This window comes from Sorangium sp. So ce176, assembly GCF_051519835.1.
GTDB classification, from domain to species: Bacteria; Myxococcota_A; Polyangia; order Polyangiales; family Polyangiaceae; genus Sorangium; species Sorangium cellulosum_G.
In genome coordinates, this window is record NZ_CP150371.1 from 1,123,913 (window position 1) to 1,142,133 (window position 18,221).

Annotated in this window: 17 protein-coding genes; 5 read left to right on the top strand and 12 right to left on the bottom strand. The window is 69.9% G+C overall.

Annotated elements, in window-relative coordinates:
• Positions 1-6 precede the first annotated feature (6 nt).
• The gene (locus tag WMF42_RS04205) at positions 7-2,175 is read right to left on the bottom strand and encodes an alkaline phosphatase D family protein (protein ID WP_437690336.1); all 2,169 of its coding nucleotides are present in this window, start codon (positions 2,173-2,175) and stop codon (positions 7-9) included.
• Positions 2,169-2,939, bottom strand: a complete 771-nt coding sequence (locus WMF42_RS04210; protein WP_437690338.1) for an FMN-dependent NADH-azoreductase — start codon at positions 2,937-2,939, stop codon at positions 2,169-2,171. The genes WMF42_RS04205 and WMF42_RS04210 overlap by 7 nt, the downstream gene beginning before the upstream one ends.
• A 263-nt stretch (positions 2,940-3,202) precedes the next feature.
• On the opposite strand from WMF42_RS04210, the gene gcvA reads away from it, so the two are divergent.
• A complete protein-coding gene (gcvA, locus tag WMF42_RS04215) occupies positions 3,203-4,105 on the top strand; it encodes a transcriptional regulator GcvA (RefSeq protein WP_437690340.1) in 903 nt (300 codons plus the stop codon).
• 801 nt (positions 4,106-4,906) lie between these two features.
• Positions 4,907-5,380 carry a chemotaxis protein CheX gene (locus WMF42_RS04220; RefSeq protein ID WP_233562027.1) on the top strand — a complete coding sequence of 158 codons (474 nt, stop codon included), beginning with the start codon at positions 4,907-4,909 and terminating at the stop codon, positions 5,378-5,380.
• Between the two features lie 204 nt (positions 5,381-5,584).
• Here WMF42_RS04220 and WMF42_RS04225 read toward each other — a convergent pair whose 3' ends face one another.
• The 3 genes from WMF42_RS04225 to WMF42_RS04235 are packed head-to-tail and all read right to left on the bottom strand — an operon-like array spanning position 5,585 to position 8,013.
• The gene (locus WMF42_RS04225) at positions 5,585-5,983 is read right to left on the bottom strand and encodes a hypothetical protein (protein WP_437690342.1); all 399 of its coding nucleotides are present in this window, start codon (positions 5,981-5,983) and stop codon (positions 5,585-5,587) included.
• Positions 5,984-6,006: 23 nt separating this feature from the next.
• Positions 6,007-6,462 carry a hypothetical protein gene (locus tag WMF42_RS04230; protein WP_061610396.1) on the bottom strand — a complete coding sequence of 152 codons (456 nt, stop codon included), beginning with the start codon at positions 6,460-6,462 and terminating at the stop codon, positions 6,007-6,009.
• Between the two features lie 18 nt (positions 6,463-6,480).
• Entirely contained in the window at positions 6,481-8,013 is a 1,533-nt protein-coding gene (locus WMF42_RS04235; protein ID WP_437690344.1) for a hypothetical protein, read from the bottom strand.
• A 479-nt stretch (positions 8,014-8,492) separates the two neighbouring features.
• Between WMF42_RS04235 and WMF42_RS04240 the strand changes: the two genes are divergently transcribed.
• Genes WMF42_RS04240 through WMF42_RS04250 form a run of 3 tightly spaced genes read left to right on the top strand, consistent with a single transcriptional unit; the run spans position 8,493 to position 12,424 of the window.
• Positions 8,493-11,474, top strand: coding sequence for a nitrate- and nitrite sensing domain-containing protein (locus WMF42_RS04240; RefSeq protein WP_437690346.1), 2,982 nt, complete (start codon positions 8,493-8,495; stop codon positions 11,472-11,474).
• Positions 11,471-12,010, top strand: a complete 540-nt coding sequence (locus tag WMF42_RS04245; RefSeq protein ID WP_061608811.1) for a chemotaxis protein CheX — start codon at positions 11,471-11,473, stop codon at positions 12,008-12,010. The genes WMF42_RS04240 and WMF42_RS04245 overlap by 4 nt, the downstream gene beginning before the upstream one ends.
• 36 nt (positions 12,011-12,046) lie before the next feature.
• Positions 12,047-12,424, top strand: a complete 378-nt coding sequence (locus WMF42_RS04250) for a response regulator (RefSeq protein ID WP_061608810.1) — start codon at positions 12,047-12,049, stop codon at positions 12,422-12,424.
• Between the two features lie 20 nt (positions 12,425-12,444).
• Here WMF42_RS04250 and WMF42_RS04255 read toward each other — a convergent pair whose 3' ends face one another.
• The 7 genes from WMF42_RS04255 to WMF42_RS04285 all read right to left on the bottom strand — a co-directional run bounded on the left by WMF42_RS04255 (position 12,445) and on the right by WMF42_RS04285 (position 18,119).
• Positions 12,445-14,892, bottom strand: a complete 2,448-nt coding sequence (locus WMF42_RS04255; protein ID WP_437690348.1) for a family 43 glycosylhydrolase — start codon at positions 14,890-14,892, stop codon at positions 12,445-12,447.
• 151 nt (positions 14,893-15,043) lie between these two features.
• Positions 15,044-15,259, bottom strand: coding sequence for a hypothetical protein (locus tag WMF42_RS04260; RefSeq protein WP_061608809.1), 216 nt, complete (start codon positions 15,257-15,259; stop codon positions 15,044-15,046).
• A 164-nt stretch (positions 15,260-15,423) separates the two neighbouring features.
• Positions 15,424-15,696 (bottom strand): hypothetical protein, encoded by a 273-nt coding sequence (locus WMF42_RS04265; RefSeq protein WP_437690350.1) that lies wholly within the window; start codon positions 15,694-15,696, stop codon positions 15,424-15,426.
• Between the two features lie 165 nt (positions 15,697-15,861).
• The gene (locus WMF42_RS04270; protein WP_233561577.1) at positions 15,862-16,218 is read right to left on the bottom strand and encodes a hypothetical protein; all 357 of its coding nucleotides are present in this window, start codon (positions 16,216-16,218) and stop codon (positions 15,862-15,864) included.
• Positions 16,219-16,323: 105 nt separating this feature from the next.
• Complete coding sequence (locus tag WMF42_RS04275) at positions 16,324-16,572, bottom strand: hypothetical protein (protein ID WP_061608806.1); 249 nt, start codon at positions 16,570-16,572, stop codon at positions 16,324-16,326.
• 19 nt (positions 16,573-16,591) lie between these two features.
• Positions 16,592-17,053 carry a hypothetical protein gene (locus WMF42_RS04280; RefSeq protein ID WP_155798451.1) on the bottom strand — a complete coding sequence of 154 codons (462 nt, stop codon included), beginning with the start codon at positions 17,051-17,053 and terminating at the stop codon, positions 16,592-16,594.
• A 292-nt stretch (positions 17,054-17,345) separates the two neighbouring features.
• Complete coding sequence (locus tag WMF42_RS04285; protein WP_061608812.1) at positions 17,346-18,119, bottom strand: acyl-CoA desaturase; 774 nt, start codon at positions 18,117-18,119, stop codon at positions 17,346-17,348.
• Positions 18,120-18,221: the final 102 nt, after the last annotated feature.

Sequence of the window (18,221 nt, forward strand, 5' to 3'; positions counted from 1 at the left end):
GCCGGCTCAGATCCACTTCTGCGTGGAGGCGTCCCAGCGCTTCCAGGTGCCGTCGTCGTCCCTGTAGATGTCGCTCTCCCCCGCCAGGGTGCGGAACCGCTCGCTCTGCACCTCCAGGTCGCCGCGCTTCGCCGTGTAGTCGGTCTTCACCGCGGTGGCGTCGATGCTCCGCATGTCGACGACGAGCTCGTCGCCGCTCGCCTCGACCACCACGTAGCCGTGGGCGTAGCTGTTGGCGTGGGCGAGGTGCGGGTTGACCTTCGTCGTCCTCGACGTGAGCAGGTTGTCGATGCCGGCGGCGAGCAGCGCGGCCCCCGGGATCGCGCTGAGCACCGGATCGCCCGCCACCTGGCTCACCAGCATCTCGCGGAACGACGCCGACGAGACAGCGCCGCCCACGAACTCGACGATCTTCTTCGCGGGATCGCCGTCGAGGCCGGCCGTCCCCGCGTAGAAGGCGTGGATGTCGCCGGTGATCGCCACGACGTTGCCCACGCCGACGAGCCTCTCCAGCAGCTCGTTCCGCTTGTTGCGGAAGCCGTCCCACGTGTCGAGGTTCATGTAGAAGCGCCGCTTGAACTGCTCGGGGACGTTGTTCGCGGAGAGATCGATGGCGAGCGGGAGGAGGCAGTACTCGTTGCCCCAGATCTTCCATGTCGCCTTCGAGCCGTCCATTGTCTCGAGGAACCAGGACTCCTGCTCGGCGCCCATGACGTCCTCGCTCGCGCCCTGCGTCTCCTTGTAGCGAATGGCACCGTAGATATCGACGGTGTCCTTGACCGTGAAGTAACGGGAGCCGATCGAGCTGTGCATGCTGGCCTTGCCGAGATCCACGTACGCGATGCCCCGGTCCAGGAGCGCCTGCTCCTCGGCGCCGATGAGCGGGATCTGCATGTCCTCCGGCAGGCCCTCGTTCACGCCGGCGACGACCTGGTTGATGAAGGCGACGCTGATGTTCCCCGTCACCTCGGCGGCGTCGTAGCCGGCGGCCTGGGCGGCCCCGGCGAGCGCCGATGCATAGATGCCGTCGCTGTAGCCCTCGATGTCCACGTAGGGCTGGGCGACCTCGGGGACGTCCCCGAGCTCTTCCTGGAGCCTGGCCTGGTCGAGCGCCACCTTGCCGGGGAAGGCGCCCTCGGGGATGAGGTGATCCGGCCGGTAGCTGCGCAGATCCGTCATGACCAGGTGGACGTGCCGGCCGAAAACGAAGTCGCGGTAGATGCGGATATCGCCCGGGAATTCCGCGCCGGGGTCGTACTCGAAGGCCTCGCCGTAGTCGACGGGCTGGTACTCGAACCAGGCCTGGTTGGCGGCCTTGCGCCGATCGACGTCGGTCTCGTCGGTGCGGCCGTCGGAGTACGTGGCCGTGGCGCCATAGGCGTCGTTCGAGAACTCGTGATCGTCCCAGGTGGCGATCATCGGAAAGCTCTCGTGAACCTTCTGGAGGTTCGCGTCGGAGCGGTACGTCCTGTAGAGCTCCCTGTAGTTGCTGAGCGACTTCGCCGCGTGGAAGGCGCCGTCCGCGAGCGGGATGGCGCCGTCCACGTCGGTGAGATCGATTCCGCGCCCGGTTGTGTTCTGGAAGCTGGGGTCGCCGGTCGTCTCGTAGATGTAGTCGCCGAGGTGGACGAAGAAGTCGAGCTCCTCCTCGGCGAGCGCGAGGTACGTATTGAAGTGGCGCCCGATGTAATCCTGGCAGGACACGTAGGCGAAGCGCACGTTGACGTCGGCCTCCTCGGCCGGCGCGGTCCTGGTGCGTCCCACGCGAGATACGTAGTTCGTGTCCCCCTTCACGTAGATGAAGCGGTAGTAGTAGACAGTGCCCGCCGCGAGGCCGCGGACCTTCACCTTGACGCAGTGATCGTGCTTCGCGAGCGCCTTCACCTTCGACTGGCCGGCGTCGAGCGCCACCCGCTTCGTGAACTCCGCGTCGGTCGCGACCTCGACCTCGAGGTCGCGATCCTCCTCGCCGTCCTGCACGCGGGCCCACAGGATGACGCTGTCGGGGCGAGGATCGCCAGACGCGATCGACTGGGGGAAGAGCGCGGCGCCGTCGGTCAGATCGCGGTCGTCGACGACCGGGTCGATGATCTCGGGATCGTCGCCGCAGGCCGGGACGGCGAGCGCGCCGGCGGTGACGAGGGTGGCTCGAAGGAAATCTCTGCGCTTCAGCATCGAGGATCAGGGAATCCTGGAACTTTCGTCGGTGTCAACGGGCTCGTGGACCTCGCCGTGCCAGCGCTCACCGCGCGGCGTGTCGCCGGGGGGCGCGTCGCCAGCAGGCGGTCGACGAGCGCATCCACCTCGCGCTCCGCCCTCGTGATCGACGCGCCGAGCCGCTCGTCGCCGAACTCGTCATACTCGATCGCCACGGACTCCACGTCGGTGATCCCGATGTAACCGAAGGCCGTCCGGATGCTCGGCTCGACGTGGTTCATGGCCTCGATCCGCCCGCCCTTGTCATATCCGTGATCGCCGCGCGACGTCAGGATGACGAGCTTCTTGCCGTGCTCGGTGAGCAGCGGCCAGTAAGGATCACCCGCCCTCGAGCGGTCGAAGCCGAACGTGCGCCCCACGCGGACGACGTTGTCGATATAGGCCTTGAACTGCGCGGGCACGTTGAAGTTGTACATCGGCACGCCGGTCACGAGGATGTCCGCGGCGATGAGCTCGTCGACGAGCGCGTCGCTCTCCGAGAGCACCTCGCTCATCCAGGGCTCGCGCAGGTGGGGCTTCGTGAAGGCGGCCTGGATCCAGCGGCCCGTCACCGGCGAGGGCGGGCGCTGCCCGACATCCCGGTAGCGGATCTCGTCCTCCGGGCGCGCTGCGCGCCAGCGCGCGACGAAGCGGGCCGTGAGGCGGCGGGTGTGAGAGCCGTGGCGGCGCGTGTCCGAGCTGTCCGGACGAGCGCTCGAGTCGATGTGCAGGATCGTGGACATGGCCTGTCTCCTCCGTTGTGGGGTCCGCCCCCACGAGCCCGAGCCGCGAGGGCTCCCCGGCGCGCGCGGCGCCGCCCGCGCCGGGCGTGGTCAATCGTAGATGATCTATGCTCACCTATTGGGGGCGCTCGCAGCGGCCGCAGCGTCCGCGCGCTCGGGCCCGTGATGGGTGCGTTCCTCGTCGATCATGGGTCGCGCCTCGCCCTGTGGCAAACGCGTATTTTTCAGCGGATAGATGAACCTGGATCAGCTATCGCTCCCCCATGCGAAGGCTCCCTCCGCTCACGGCGCTCCGCGCCTTCGAGGCCGCCGCGCGTCACCTCAGCTTCAAGCGGGCCGCGAAGGAGCTCGGGGTGACGCCGACAGCGATCAGCCACCAGGTCCGGCTGCTCGAGGAGACGATCGGCGTCCGGCTGTTCGAGCGCCACGCGCGGCAGGTCCTGGCGACGCGCGAGGGGCAGCTCCTGTATCCGGTGCTCCGCGACGGGTTCGACGCGTTCGCGAGGGCGCTGGACGAGCTCGCCGCCCGCCGCGCGCGCCGCGCGATCACCCTGTCGGCCACGACGGCGTTCACCGCCAGGTGGCTGGTGCCCCGGGTCGCGGCCTTCCGCGAGGCGTGCCCCGGGGTCGACCTGCGCCTCCACGCGTCGGACGAGCCCGTCGATCTGCACGCGGCCGAGGTCGACGCGGCGATCCGGTACGGGCGAGGTCCGTACCCCGGGCTCGCCGCCGAGGTGCTCATCGCCGATCGCTTCGCGCCCGTCTGCAGCCCCGGGCTCGGCGTGCGCCGCCCCGGGGACCTGCGCGGCAAGCCGCTGCTCCACTTCGAGTGGCGGCGCGAGGGCCGCGACACGCCGACATGGCGCCTGTGGCTCGAGCGCGCCGGCCTCTCCGGCGTCCGCGCGGAGGGCGGCGTCACGTTCTCCGACGAGGGCCACGCCATCCAGGCGGCCATCGCGGGGCAAGGCGTGGCGCTGCTGAGCCTGTTCCTCGTCGCCGACGATCTGAAGAGCGGCGCCCTCGTGCAGCCGTTCGGTCCGGTGCTCGACGGCCATCGCTATCATCTCGTGCATCGCGAGGGCGCAGCGGCCCGCGAGGAGATCGCGGCGCTCCGCGGGTGGCTCTCCGCGGCCATGGGCGGCGAACGACCCGAGGAGCAGCGATGAGCCGCGCGCCTTCCCGATGAACACCCGCGCTCATCTGGCCAGTCTGTACACGGCGCTGCTCCAGAGCTTCAGTCGACAGGAAGCGCCTCGAGGCGCGCGCGCCGCAGATCGCGTCCGGGCGCGCGACGCGATACGCGAGGAGGGCGAACATCGCTCCTTCGCCTGTGGCCTCTAGGACGTGCTCCGCGTCGAGGGCGGCGATATCGTCGAGCATTGGGGCTCTCGGCGCGCCGTGCCCGCCTCGACGATGAGCGGGCTCGGTATCTTCTGATGCGCTGTTTGTGAGCATGAAAAACTAACATGTGAGCGGATGCGGCGCAGAGAGCGACGCGCCGCGGCAATCACGCGTCGATCGCCTGGCATACAAGAACCCAGGGGCACGTGTCGGCGGACGTGCGTATTCGAGTTTCGTCCGCGAACGGCATTGCCGGAGGGGGCACAGGTAGGGTACGCTGTGCGTTTATCATGGTGCGTCGGCGTGGTACCATCGGGGAACGTCGGGCCGACACGCGGCCGGGGCACAGCATTGCTGAGCCCTCGAGCACCGAGCGCCGCGAGGTGAGCCCCTCGCAGCGGAACGTGCCGTCGACAGCGCCCTCGCGCCCGTCGAGCGAGCCCTCGTCGCGGAGCATTCCGCCGCCCGCGCCCTCGCGTCCCGCCCCGCCCAGCGAGCCGTCGCGGCGAAGCGTGCCGCCGCCCGCGCCTTCGCGTCCCGCCCCGTCGAGCGAGCCCTCGCCCACCTCACGACCACCCCCGTCGCGCAGAGTACGGACGATCGACGTCCTCGTTCAAGGCGCGACAGTGGAGCTCTTTCATTTTTACGGTGTGGCCATTGCGCCGGTGGACACAGGCGATTGCCGTGAAGACGCGCGCCTCCACATCGACCCGGCGAGCATGATCGATTTCTTTGCTCCCGGCTTCTGTGGTGTGCTCGCCCTGTCCGCGAACCCCGGCGTGTTCCGGGCCATGAAGGGGCTGCCGCCGATGCCCGAGGGCTTCAGCGACTGGATGCGCGAGGTCGCCAATCAGCTCATGGGCAAGGTGAAGAGCCGCCTCGCGCGGTTCCAGATCTCCCTGCACACCGAGCTGCCGCAGCTGCGCCACCCGAGCGACGTGGAGCGCCGGCACCGGAGCTGTAGGCAGCTGTTCTGCTATTCTTTCAGGACATTGAAGGGCGAGGTGTTCGTCACGTTGAGCGGCGACTTCGACGACGGCTCCCTGATCTTCTCGAACGCGTCCCCGCTCCCCCTCGACGGCAAACTCATCCTCTTCTGATCGGCGCCCGCTTCGGATACGGGCCCACCTCGGCGTCTTCGGTGCTCGGCGCACCGGAGTGCGCCTGTGCGCCGAAGACGCCGATCTGGGCCCGTATCCGAAGCGGGCGCGCCTCGTTGAGAGGGGTGGGCGGATGGGGAGAGGGAAGGGGACGGGGCGTCAGGAGGGGTTGAGCTTTTCTGGGTGTTTGAGCCTGATCGGCCTCTAGGCGCCGCCGCGACCCGCGCTGGCGCCGCCGCCGCCGGTTCCGCCGCCGCCAGTGCCGCCTGCACCGCCGTCGCCGCCCGCGCCAACGGTGCCACCGTTGCCGCCCGCACCGCCGTCGCCGCCCGCGCCACCGTCGCCGCCCGCGCCGCCGGTGCCAGTGGCGTCGCCGGTGCCGGTGGTGCCGGTGCCGCCCGCGCCACCGGTGCCGGTGGTGCTGCCGGTGGAGCCGGTCGGTGGCAAAGGAGCCAGGCACGCGTTCATGAAGACGGTCTGGCCAGGATCACAGGGGTCCGAATCCCAGCAACCCATGAGCATCGCCGCGCTGACGGCGAAGAGCGCGACGACCAGGGCCCGGCAACGGGGGGGCGGCATGATGCGAGACGGGCGGATGTCCATCGTTCGTTCCTCTCTCCACAGGCTCACGGCGGCACGACCTGGCCGTCGCGGATGCGCGCGATCACCTTGACGGAGGGGTTGACGTCGCCGGCGGTGACGTAGCCGATACCGCCCGCCTGCTCGCCCACGATGCGGAGGACGGCGCTCGGACTCGACGCCTTGCGCGGCGGCCGCTCACCGCCGCGGATCTTCCTGTCGATCCAGTAGCGGGCGACACCCTCGGGATCGAGGCCCAGCACCGCCATGTCGAAGCGCTGCCGGAGCGAGGAGTCGTCGGGCAGGTTCACCGGGACCGCCGACTTGCCGTACCACTCGGTCCGCGTCGTCTGGAAGATCGGACGGAGCGTGTCGCGCCCAGCCGCCCGGACCGGGTTGGCCTGGTTGACGACGACGACGATCTCTTCCTCCACGGCGAAGGACGAGGCGGACGGGGTCATGCCGAGCAGGGCCAGGAGGAGCAGAAGGGATAAACGCTTCATGGTTGCGTCGAACCTCTCTCAGAAGGCCAGGATCAGGCGAGCGAGCGCGGCCGTTGTATGGAAATCCTCCACCGGGGGGACCCCCGGCACCGCGCTCTCCTCGTCTCGCAGGACGGTCATGATCGTGCGCAGCACCTGGGACCTGAGTGTGACGTCTGGGGTGATGTAAAAGTTCAGACCGCCGCCGACCTGGAACATCGTGTCGTGCCCGAAGAACGGCGCGTGAAGGGCGGCGCCGATGACGAACGGCTCCATGTTCAGGAAATCGAACCGGTGCGCCGCCACGGCGTACGTGGAGGTCTTCCAGGCGTCCGGCGCGAAGAGCCCGCCACCTCCCTGGCGCTTCCCTTCGTCGTACGTCACGCGGACAAACGCCGCCTCCGCGCGCAGGCGCGTCGACCCGAGGTCGAGCGAGACGTCTCCTGCCCCGATGTACTCCTGGAACGACCACGTAGAACCGATGGTCGGCGTGAACTCTCCGAGCTTGTAGTCCGCGACCCAGTCGCGGGCGCTGCTCGCGATGAACGACGCCCCGAGCTTCAACGCCAGCTTGCCCGGGTCCTCGTAGCTGGCGTGCAGGCGGCCGCCGAACCCGCGCGTGTCGTCGAAGGCGAACGGCGCGTTCTCGTTGCGCCCGTTGCTCACGTAGGCGTTGTACCCGAGCTCCCACGGGCCCGTGAACGTGCTGCCGTAGAGCATGACGCCGGTCTGCCGCGTGGGGAACAGGCGCGATGTGATGAAGTAAGGGATGGCAGCGGTGATGAGCACCGGGCTCCCGTGGTCGACGTTGTAGATGCCGAGCGGGGTGAAGAACTGCCCGACGCGCACCTTGAAGAGGTTGAAGCGCGTCCAGTCGATGTGGGCGCGCTCGATCGACACCAGACCGCCATAGGTGGTCGGCGAGCCGAGCGCGATCGCTGTCGCGTCGAAGGTCCCGTACTCCTGCGTGGTCGTCCGGCCCACCACCCCGGGCGGCAGCGGCGTCGTCGCCGGGACCGGCACCGGGGCGCCGCCCGGCGCGGTCGTGAACCGCAACTCCCCGAGGAAGCGAAAGTTGTCGCTCGGCTGCGCGTCGAGGTAGAGGTTCAGGTTCCCCACGACGAAGTTCGTGGCGTTCGCCTGCGGGGCCGCGGCCGCGAGGCCCGAGTTCTCCGGGACCCACATGCGCTGGACGCCAACGTCGATGAACCCGTAGATCCGGAGCAGCTCTTTGCCGTCGTCCTGCTCCGGCGCTGCCTGCGTGTCCTCGATCGCCGCGAGGCGCTTTTCGAGATCCGCCGCCCTCTTCTCCGCCGCGGCGAGCCGCGCGTCGACGGCAGCCTCTCCGGCCGTCGCTGGCGCTGAGGGGGCGTCTGCTCCGGTCGCGACGGGCGCGGCGGCTGCCCCGGGCGCGACGGGCGCGGCGGCTGCCCCGGGCGCGGCGGGCGCGGCGGCTGCCCCGGGCGCGGCGGGCGCCGCGTCTGCTCCGGTCGCGGCGGGCGCGGCGGCTGCTCCGGGCGCGACGCCGGTGCCCTGGCCCTGCGCGTGCGCGAGAGATGCCGTGACGAGCACTCCGCCGATGGCAGCGCTCGAAGCGCGCGCGAGGCGCCACGCGCGTGCTCGCCGCTGTGATCTCCGACCCATCACCATTGCTTTCTCCCTTGCCGCAGAGCTCGGTATGCGGCCGGCAGACGTCGCACGCGCTCTTGCGGACTCGCGACAGTCACGGGTAGCATACACAGGGAATGATTGAGTTGTGAACTCCACGCGCCCCGCCCGGCGCATCCGGCGCACTGGTCACGAGGGCACGTGAAACGTCGCATCAGGAGAGTGCCTGTCTCATGAGGACGCACATCGTGCGCGGGGGAGATTCGGCGACGACTCTGGTCCTGGGCACCCCGGTGATCGTTTGCGGTGCTCGATTCATCCGATGCTCCAGGTGAGAGCCAGGCGAGGGGCGGCAGGCGTTCGCCCTGAGCCCCTTCTTCGAGAGCGCATGAGAGGCGAGCGGCCTTCCTGTCGCGCGAGCCACTCCGGGGGGACGGGCGTGCATGCCGAGACTACGTGACGCGTCGATCCGCTTGAAGCTCTGGTCGCTCGCCGGCGTCCCGGTCGTGGGCGCCCTGCTGCTGGCGGCGATGATCGTGGGCGACGCGCGGCGACAGGCCGAGAGGGCCGCGGGGATCGGCTCGATCGAGGACCTCGCGCAGCTCTCTTCGATCATGGCGCAGCCGCTGCACGCGCTGCAGAAGGAGCGGGCGCGGACCGCCCTCGTGGAGGGGCTGGAGGTCCGGCCGCAGGACGCGAGGGACGCCGAGAGCGCGCAGGGCACGCAGGGCGCCTCGCGGCCATTCCAGCGCGACGCGGCGCTCGCGCGCGCGGGCCGCGAGCTCAGCGCCGCGCGGGCGGCGACCGACGAGCGCCTCGCCCACCTCGACGCGTTTTTGGCCGAGCGCGACCTCTCCCGGCTGCCGCCCCGGCTGGCCCGCGATCTCGCCGAGGCGCGCAGCCGCGTCCGCGAGCTCGGCGCGTTCCGGGGCCAGGCCGACGCGAAGGCGGCGTCGCTCGACAGCGTGCTCAAGGTCTTCGACGGCATCAACGCGAGCCTGATCCGGGCCAACGCCGGGCTCTCCGAGCTGAGCGACGACGGCGAGCTCCTGCGCAGCATCCAGTCGCTCGTCGCCGTGCACGAGCTCGCCGAGCGCGCCAGCCGCCAGCACGCGCTGCTCGCGCACGCCTTCGCGTCCACGCAGTTCGAGCCCGGCGCCTTCAAGACGCTGGTCACCTTGATGACGGAGGAGGAGCTCTATCGCGAGGTGTTCATGGCCAACGCGTCCGAGTCGGCGCGGGCGCTCCACGACGCCTCCCGCGCGGACGCGCGCGTGCGGCGCGCCCACGACATGCGCGCCGCGGCGGTCGCGTCGACGGACGAGGCGCTGGCCGTCGATCACGGCGCGTGGTTCGACGCGCAGCAAGGGCGCCTCGACCGGCTCGCCGCCATCGAGATCGAGGCGCTCACGGGCATGCGGCGCGCCGCGGCGGCGAAGGTCGCGGACACGCGCCGGACGGTGCGCAACGGCGTCGCGGTCTCGGCGTTCGTGCTCCTCATGTCCGTCGCGCTCGCGTTCGTCCTCGTGCGGGGGATCTCCCGGTCGCTGGAGGTCCTCGGCGAGGCCGCGGCCCACGTCCGGCGGACGCGCGACTACACGACGCGCGCCAGGAAGACCGCGGACGACGAGTTCGGGGCGCTCACGGACGCCTTCAACGAGATGCTGGCGGGCATCCAGGCGCGCGACGAGGCCCTCGAGGGCCACCGGCAGAACCTCGAGGCCACGGTCGCCGAGCGCACCGGCGAGCTCGAGAAGCGCAACGGGGAGATGCGCCTCGTGCTCGACAACGTCGATCAGGCGCTCGTGACAATCCGCCGGGACGGCACGATGGAGCCCGCGTACTCCGCCGCGTTCGAGCGCCTCTTCGGCGCGCCGCCGCCCGACGAGCACTTCGCCGATCGCGTCGCCGACCACGACCCCCGGGCCCGCGCGTTCCTCAGGATGGGGTGGGAGGCCGCCAGCGAGGATTTCCTCCCGCTCGAGGTCGTCCTCGATCAGCTCCCGAAGCTCCTGCTCCGCGGCGGCCGCCACCTCACGCTCGGCTTCAAGCCGATCCTGTCCCGAGAGGGCCAGTTCAACGGCGCGCTGATGGTGATCACCGACGTCACGGCGACGATGGACTCCCTGCGGGAGTACGAGCGGCAGCGCGAGTACATCCAGGTGTTCGAGCGGGCCGTGAAGGACCGGCTCGGCCTCGTCGGGTTCGTGAACGACACGAGCAAGCTCGTCGACGCGGTGTGCGCGCGGGCGATCTCCGAGGTGGACCACGTGATGCGCCTCGTGCACACGATCAAGGGAAACGCCGGGCTCTGGGGCGTGACGAGCGTGGCGAACGTGGCGCACGAGATCGAGAGCTTCGTCGTCGAGGAGCGCGCGCTGCCGCCGGACGGGCAGATCGACGCGCTGCGGGACGCGTGGTGCGCCTTCGTGGCGCGCGTGAGCGGCCTGCTCGCCTCGACGGCGCAGGCCATGCGCGTCGACGTGGCCCACGAGGAGATCGAGGCCCTGCTCGAGATGGCGCGCCAGCGCCGCGAGCACGCCGAGCTGGAGCGCGCGATCGAGGCGCTCCGCAACGAGCGGACCGACGTGCGGTTCAACCGGATGAAGGATCAGGCCGAGACGCTGGCGCGGCGGCTCGGCAAGCCGAAGCCGGACGTGCGCATCGACGCCGGGGGCGTGCGGCTCTCGGCGGCGCGCTTCGCCGCGATGTGGCAGGCGCTGGGCCACGTGGTGCGCAACGTGATGGACCACGGGATCGAGATGCCGGAGGCGCGCGAGCGCGCCGGCAAGCCGCCGAGCGGCGCGCTCACCCTCCGCTCGCGCCTGACGGCGGACGAGATCGTCATCGAGATCGGCGACGACGGCGCGGGCATCGACTGGGAGCGGGTGCGCGAGAAGGCCGCCGCCGTCGGGCTGCCGAGCGCCACGAGGCGGGATCTCGAGGCCGCGCTGTTCGCCCCTGGCTTCAGCACCGCCGAGCAGGTCACGGACGTCTCGGGCCGCGGCGTCGGCCTCGGCGTCGCGCTCCACGAGTGCCGGCGGCTCTCGGGCCGCGTCGAGATCGACACGACGCCCGGCGACGGGACGACGTTCCGCTTCCGGTTCCCCCGGGAGCTGAACGAGGCCTCCGCCCTGCCCGCGGGCGCGCCGTCCGCCTCGCTGCCCCCGTCGAGCCGGCGAGGCGGGCTCCTCGCCGGCGCCTCGCGCGGCGGGTCGAGCCCGAGCTACCCGCCGCTCGGCGGGTCGAGCCCGAGCCTCCCGCCGCTCGGCGGGTCGAGCCCGAGCCTCCCGCCGCTCGGCGGGTCGAGCCCGAGCCTCCCGCCGGGCGGCGCCGGCGGGGCGCCGAGCGCGAGCCCGACCGGAGCGCGCGGCGCCGTGAGCGCATCGACAATGCAGAGCGACAGATCGAGGAGAGCTGAATGAATCCGGAGAGCTGGCACCGCATCCATGACGAGCTTGCGGCGTCGTGCGTCCATCTTTTTCGCGACAACGGCGTCGCGCTCCGGCTGCTGGAGGACGCGGAGCCGCCGCAGGTGACGCCGGGCAACGCGGTGGTCTCCTTCATCGGCTTCACGGGCGATCATCTCCGCGGGAGCTTGACGCTCGTCGCCCCCGTGCCGCTCATCACGCGCAGCCATCCGCTGCGAGACAGGCGCCCGATCGACGAGGACATGGTGTGCGACTGGGCGAGCGAGCTGTCGAATCAGCTCCTCGGGCGGGTGAAGAACCGCCTGCGCCCGCTCGGGCTCGTCATCGTGCTCTCGACGCCGAGCGCCGCGGTCGGCGATCACCTGCGCGCGAGGGAGGAGCAGAGCGAGGGCTTCCGGCGGCTCCTGTTCGACGCAGGGCTCGACCGGCTCGTCGTGCTCTTCGACGCGCTCGCCCCCGACGCGGCGCTGAAGCTCGAGGAAGTGAGCACGCCCGACCCGCAGCGCGAAGGAGAAGTGCTGCTGTTCTGATCTGCGCGGCCGCGCGCCCAAGGAGAGACACGACAGATGCCCAGGAAGATTCTTCTCGTCGAGGATTCGAGCACGGTGCGCCAGCAGGTAGGCATGCTGCTGCAGGGGGCGGGCTACGGCACGCTGGAGGCGGACAACGGCCGGGACGCGGTCGCCGCCGTCGCCGCCAGCAAGGGTGATCTGGCCATGATCATCGCGGACGTGAACATGCCTGTGATGAACGGCATCGAGATGATCCAGAGCCTCCGGGACAGGAACCTGGCGGCCGGCGTCCCGATCCTCATGCTCACCACCGAGGGGCAACCCGAGCTCATCGAGAAGGCCCGGAAAGCCGGCGCCAAGGGCTGGATCATCAAGCCGTTCAAGCCGGACCTGCTGCTCGCCGCGGTGAAGAAGCTCGCCGGCGAGCCCTGAACGCCCGGAGGCGCGGCAGGTCAGTGGGCGGGCACGAAGCGCAGCGATGCGAGGCGGAGCAGCTCGCCCTCACCGCCCGTCGCCTTCAGGTACACCTCGTGGGTGCCCGTCGTGGGCGCCACGGCGCACTTCACGGTCGCCCACTTGTCCCAGCCGCCCGTGGCGGGGATGGTGCAGGTGCCGATGGCCGCGCCGCCGGCCAGCGGGTCGAGCCAGACCTCCAGGGTGCCGCCTTGCCCGACGCTCGAGGCCTTCAGCTCGATGGCGTCCGCATGCACGCGGCTGTTCCCGAGGTAGACGCTGCCGTACATGGCCCAGTCGCCGCTCTCCAGCCCCAGCGCCGATCCTGCCGCTTCGCTCGACACGATCTCGGTGCCGGACTGCTGGTTCGCCTCCGCGGCCGGGATCGAGGTGAACCCGTCACGGTAGGCGAAGAGGTCGAAATCGGCGCTCTTGTTCGTCGCGAACATGCCGGCCTGGTTCCCGATCCATGTGTGGGCCATCGCGTAGAACTGATCGAGCGGGGAGATGTCGATCTCGGAGCCTACCTGGGTCCACTGGATGCCATCCTTGCTGAACCAGCCGGTGGCCTTGTGGTTGGTGCGCTCCAGCTTCAGCCAGACCATCTCGCCGGTGGGGGCCGGGACCGACTCGCTCACCACGACCGGCGCGTCGAGCTCGGTGTACGCGGCTTCCCCTTCCTTCAGGGGCTTGACGGCGCGCGAGCGGAAGGCGAACCGGATCTTGTCGGCCCCGTCCTCCATGACCCGCGCCACGGAGACCTCCATGGCGGCGGGCAGCGCGAAGTTCTCGCCGCTGGTCATCCACGTCGGGGCAGAGAGCACCTGCTCGTCCTGCCAGTAGCCGTTGCCCACGCGGACGCCGGCGGCGTCGCCGTCATCCCTGGGCGTGAACTCCAACCTCGCGATCATGCTGCTCGAGTGCAGCGCGTCCTTCTGCACCACCCACGTGGTCTGATCGGCGTCCGGATCGATCCGCAGCCATCCCGGGCGGTCCGTCACCGAGTAGTTGTCCTGGGACTTGCCGTAGGTGGTCCAGGCCGGGCCGATCTCGTCCGACGAGAACTCGTCGTTCACGGGCAGCAGGAAGGGCACGCCGCTCTGCGGCAGCTTGGGCGCCGGCAGGTCGCGCACCTGGCTCGGGTACCGCGGGACCGGGATCGTCTGCCCGCCCACCTCCTCGTCCTCCCAGGTCACCTGCAGGAGCAGCCCCTCGCGGGCCAGCCCCTGCCACTCGCCGTTCTTCCAGTCGTTGGTGCCCACGTTGGTGCAATCGTACGAGTGGGCGAAGATCCACCAGGTCCCGTCGTCGAGCTCGATCGGCGCCGTGCCGTGCTGCACGCCGGCGTACGGCTCCTCGCCGGTCAGGACATAGCCGAGCCACGTCCAGTCCTCCGCGGTGCTGCCGACAAGCTTCTTCGACGCCCAGGCGTGCATCTGGCCGCCGCAGGCCGTGTGCGTCGACACGAAGTAATAGTACCAGTCGCCGCGCTTGGCCATCGTCGGCCCCTCGGCCCACTTGCTCCAGTCCGCGTTGCTGAACTCTCCGCAGCCGCCGGTCTCCTGATCCCAGTTGATGAAGCTCAGATCGATGGTCGTCTCCGGCAGCAGCATCCCTGTCTCGGGGTCGATCTCCGTGACGATGTTGATGCCGAAGTCGTTGGGGTGCTCAGCGTCCCATTTGCAGAGGCCGTTCTTGATGATCATGTACGTCTTGCCGCTGTCCGGATCGACGAACACCGAGTTGTCGGAGCCGGTCCCTCGCATGTACGAGGTGTCGCTGCCGGGCGGCGTGTACGGGAAGACCTCGACCTTGGTGGGCTCCGACCACGGGCCCTCGAGGCTCGGCGCCGAGGAGAAATGCTGCGTGGCGCCGATGGAGTAGTAGACCCTGTAGACGTCATCGGCCTTGACGATGAAGCCACCCCAGGTGCCCTGGCCGGGGCCGACCTGGTCCTTCAGCGTGGCCGCGGTGGAGTTGACCACCCGGTTCAGGCGCTCCCAGCGCACGAGATCCGTCGAGCGCAGGATCTCGAAGGCGGGCATCATGTGGAAGTTCGACCCGACCAGGTAGAAGGTGTCGCCCTCCCGGTAAATGTTCATGTCCGGGTGATCGCCGGGCAGGACCGGGTTCTGGTAGGTCGCCGGGGTGAAGGCCGTGCCGAACGTGGCCGTCAACGTCTTGCTCGCGTCCAGGGAGACGGTCACCGGGTTGCTCAGCCCGGCGCCGCCGCCGCTCCATCCCAGGAAGTTGAAGCCCGGGGAGGGCGTCGCGGTCACGGTGACCCAGGTACCAGCCTCGTGCTTGTACGTTCCGGGCGCGGGGTCGGTCGTGCCCTCGCCGCTGGCCTCGATCGTGAGCGCAACCTCGGCATCGCTATCACCGCAGGCCCCGATCAGAGACCCGGCCAGGAGAACCATCATCACATGCGCGCTGCATCGTCTCATCGTCTGCTCCTCGCTGGCACCTTGCCAGCGGTCAGGGGCGCCCCGGGATCGGGCAACGAGCACCCGAGCTCTGAATGTTCGTTCCACAACAGGAGCCCGCCCGGGGGGTGTGTGCCCACGTGGAACAATGTGAACGCTCACAACTCCGGCGTCAATAGTTCACCGAGGCGGCCCTCATCACCGCCTGTGCATCATTGAGCTCACCCATCCGACGCTCGTGCTCGCGGTGTTCGCGTCGGAGCGGGCAGGGACGTGGAGTGGCCTCGGCCGAGGAGAGCACGACGGCGGACGCCGAGCCGAGGCCGTAGTTCGCCAGGAACGCCGCCTTCAGGCGCTGATCGAACAGCGTGTCGTGCCACCGGCTCACGTGCTCCGCCGGGTAGAGCGTGAGCGGATCCCCCGCAGCGAGCTTGCTGCGCGGTGGACGAGGTGCAGCCGGTTAGGTGCCTGTCTAGGTGAGCGCGTGGGGCTTGCCCTTCGCCTCGCCGATGTCCGCGATGGCGCTGGCCATCATCGCCTGCTGCGGGGGGCTCACGTACGCGGCGTCGAGCCCGGTGAGCTCTCGACGAGGCGCGCTCGGAGCATGTCGCGAGAGAGGCTCTCAGGGGCCCTGACGTTCGCCTCGGCGGGCGTCACCTTGCTGTCGCTCGGCTTCCGCAGCTTGTCGGTCGAGCAGGCGAAGATCACGCTCTCCATCCCCGGCTCGCTCCGGACCGCCTCGGCGAAGGCGCGGTACGCGTCGGGGCCGGTGACGGCCTGTTCATCGCCGAGCAGGGCCCCGCAGTTCCGCAGGGCTGACCCCACCAGAACCAGGCGCCGGCGTGCTCGTGGAACGATGGCTTCGCGCGCGAGCGCACCCGAAGCGCGCGGCCAGGGCGGCCGAGCTGGGATGTAGGATTGCAGGGAGAGTATTCACCGGGCTCTGCCCGGTCGCGCCGTCGAGGTGAGGGCGATCGATCCGGCGACCGCTCAGACGCTGCCGCTCACCTTGGCCGTGCGGGTGCTTCCGTCGAGCGACGACTCGATCGAGTACAGCGCTCCATGGAAGGAGATGCTCCCGTCATCGCTCAGGTTTCCGCCGCGCAGCACGTTGGCGGCGCTCTCGTACAGGAGATAGGAGGCGCGGCCGGTGGGAAGCGCGCTGGCCAGCGTCCAGGTGCCGTCCTCGCCGGCCGATTCGATCACGAGGTGCTGCGGAGAGCCGGCCGCGTCGATGAGCACGCCGAGCGTCGAGCCGCTCCGGTCGCGCGACGTGGCGCGAAAAGTGAGGAGGGCCGCGGTGGCGAGCAGCAGGGCGGAGGCGACTGGCTTCTGGGGGATGGACATGGCGATGATATACAACTCCGTTGGTGGCCGTTTCTTGCGGCTCGAATGACGTGTGTCTCTCCGGGGGGGGCGGCCTCGCGGCTGCCGGGCGCCGGTGGGGTGGCTCTATCGGCCGGAGACGGCGATCGCGCTCGTCGGCTGCCAGACGAGGCCACCGTACTTCCGGGGAGAGCCCGAGCGATCCAGCCGCTGGAACGTCTCGCCCGACCTGAGGTGGCGCTGCCTGTCGCGATCGAACGGGCCGCGCAGGTTGAGCGCGGGCTCGTACACGACATCGCTCCTCCCGTGCACCTGGAAGCGCCAGCAGAGCCTCTGCTCCACGCCGTCCACCACCCGCGACATCGACTCTTTCATGATCGAACCCTCTCTGCGCTCAGGGCGCGAGCTGCTGGAGCGGAAGCATGGGGCGCGGCGGGATCAGCGAGGGCGGCCTCCCCGTCCGTGCCTCGAACCGCGCGAGCGCCTCCCCGAAATCAGCCTCGACCTCCGCGACCATCCACGCCTCGTCCTGCGCCGAGAGCGGCGACGCGTCCTCGGCGGAGCGGAGCGCGAACAGCGCGCTCAGCAGGAAGTGAGGCCACGAGCGCACGTCGTCGCCGGCCTCGGCGACCGCTCCCTGGGCCTGGATCAGCTCGGCGAACCCGTCGCAGTGGAGGGCCAGGCAGCGCCGCGCTCCCTCGGAGAGGCCAGCGAAGGGGCCCGCGAGGCAGAGCGCCAGCGCGCGCAGGTCGGTCGGCATCCGCTCGGTGCGCGGCGGCGCGCCCGAGGCAAGGCCTTCACCCGGCACGGCGCCCCCCGGCGCGGCGAGGGTGGTAGGCGTGGACGCATGGATCATCTCGACGTTCTCCCGAGGCGGGAAGGCACGCGTGGCGCGTGCGTCCCAGGGCTGTGCATGAGTTGCCTCGAACGTCGAGCGACGGCCGTGCTTGCCGTCCCTGGTCGATGGTCCAGGCGGCAACGCCAACAACTTCTCTGCGTGTGTGCAGGTGTATAGCAGAAACAGGCGCCGCGGCACCACGCTTATCGGTAAAGCGCGCGCTGATTTCTCCGACGCTCGCCGGCGCGGCGATCCTGGTCGAGGTTGCCGCTCGGGCAGCAGGGAAAATGGTTCTTCCGGGGAGGGTCGCTCAGCCCTCGACGCCTGCGGCCCCGGTGTCCAGGCGGGCGACCTGGCGCCTCTCGGGCATCTTGAGGATGCCTGCCCAGGCGAACACGCGGATGACCTGGTACGCCGGGTCGATCTCGAACCGACGGACCGCGAAGTTGGGGCTCTGCGCGTACTTGTGGTGGTTGTTCTGGAAGAGCTCGCCGAGCGTCACGACGTCGAGGGCCAGCGTGTTGCGCGAGTCGTCGTCGCTGTTGAAGTTGCGGTAACCGTAGCGGTGGCCGCACCAGTTCACGATGGCGCCGTGGAGCGGGCCCATGGTCCAGTGGAGCGGGACGAAGAGGAACTGCCACCATTGCGTGGCGAAGGCGATGTAGAAGAGCGCGTAGCCCGTGCCCCAGGCGAGGCGGCTCGCCCACGAGTTGCCGATGCGATCGAGCGTGGGCCACTCGGGATAGCCGCCGAGGAAGCGCGGCTCGATCTCCGCGGTGCCGTCGCAGATGGCGTCGTAGCGCTTCGCGGTGTCCCTCATCATCGTGGCGACGTTCGAGTAGTACCGCGGCGAGTGCGGGTCCTTCGGCGTGTCGCTGTAGGCGTGGTGCATGCGGTGCAAGATCGCGTATGCCCGGGGCACAAGGTACGAGGAGCCCTGCGTGAGGTAGGTGAGGAGATGGAAGGTCCGTTCCCAGCGCTTCGACATCGTGAACATCCGATGCGACGCGTACCGGTGCAGGAAGAAGGTCTGAAAAAAGACCGACAGTGTGGAGTGGGCGATCAGGATAGCGACGAGTTCCATGGCTCGCTTGTACATGGATGTTGGGCCGATGTGTGGTCAGCGCATCGTCACACGTCGACAGGCCCGGATCCGCGCGTGGCGCGCGAATACGTCCTCACGCCG

Coding starts and splice junctions, on each gene's coding strand:
- WMF42_RS04230 (WP_061610396.1), bottom strand. CDS start 6,462: ATGAAGCGTTTATCCCTTCTGCTCCTCCTGGCCCTGCTCGGCATGACC.
- WMF42_RS04205 (WP_437690336.1), bottom strand. CDS start 2,175: ATGCTGAAGCGCAGAGATTTCCTTCGAGCCACCCTCGTCACCGCCGGC.
- WMF42_RS04275 (WP_061608806.1), bottom strand. CDS start 16,572: ATGAAAGAGTCGATGTCGCGGGTGGTGGACGGCGTGGAGCAGAGGCTC.
- gcvA (WP_437690340.1), top strand. CDS start 3,203: ATGCGAAGGCTCCCTCCGCTCACGGCGCTCCGCGCCTTCGAGGCCGCC.
- WMF42_RS04245 (WP_061608811.1), top strand. CDS start 11,471: ATGAATCCGGAGAGCTGGCACCGCATCCATGACGAGCTTGCGGCGTCG.
- WMF42_RS04285 (WP_061608812.1), bottom strand. CDS start 18,119: ATGGAACTCGTCGCTATCCTGATCGCCCACTCCACACTGTCGGTCTTT.
- WMF42_RS04240 (WP_437690346.1), top strand. CDS start 8,493: ATGCCGAGACTACGTGACGCGTCGATCCGCTTGAAGCTCTGGTCGCTC.
- WMF42_RS04270 (WP_233561577.1), bottom strand. CDS start 16,218: ATGTCCATCCCCCAGAAGCCAGTCGCCTCCGCCCTGCTGCTCGCCACC.
- WMF42_RS04280 (WP_155798451.1), bottom strand. CDS start 17,053: ATGATCCATGCGTCCACGCCTACCACCCTCGCCGCGCCGGGGGGCGCC.
- WMF42_RS04250 (WP_061608810.1), top strand. CDS start 12,047: ATGCCCAGGAAGATTCTTCTCGTCGAGGATTCGAGCACGGTGCGCCAG.
- WMF42_RS04225 (WP_437690342.1), bottom strand. CDS start 5,983: ATGGACATCCGCCCGTCTCGCATCATGCCGCCCCCCCGTTGCCGGGCC.
- WMF42_RS04255 (WP_437690348.1), bottom strand. CDS start 14,892: ATGAGACGATGCAGCGCGCATGTGATGATGGTTCTCCTGGCCGGGTCT.
- WMF42_RS04210 (WP_437690338.1), bottom strand. CDS start 2,939: ATGTCCACGATCCTGCACATCGACTCGAGCGCTCGTCCGGACAGCTCG.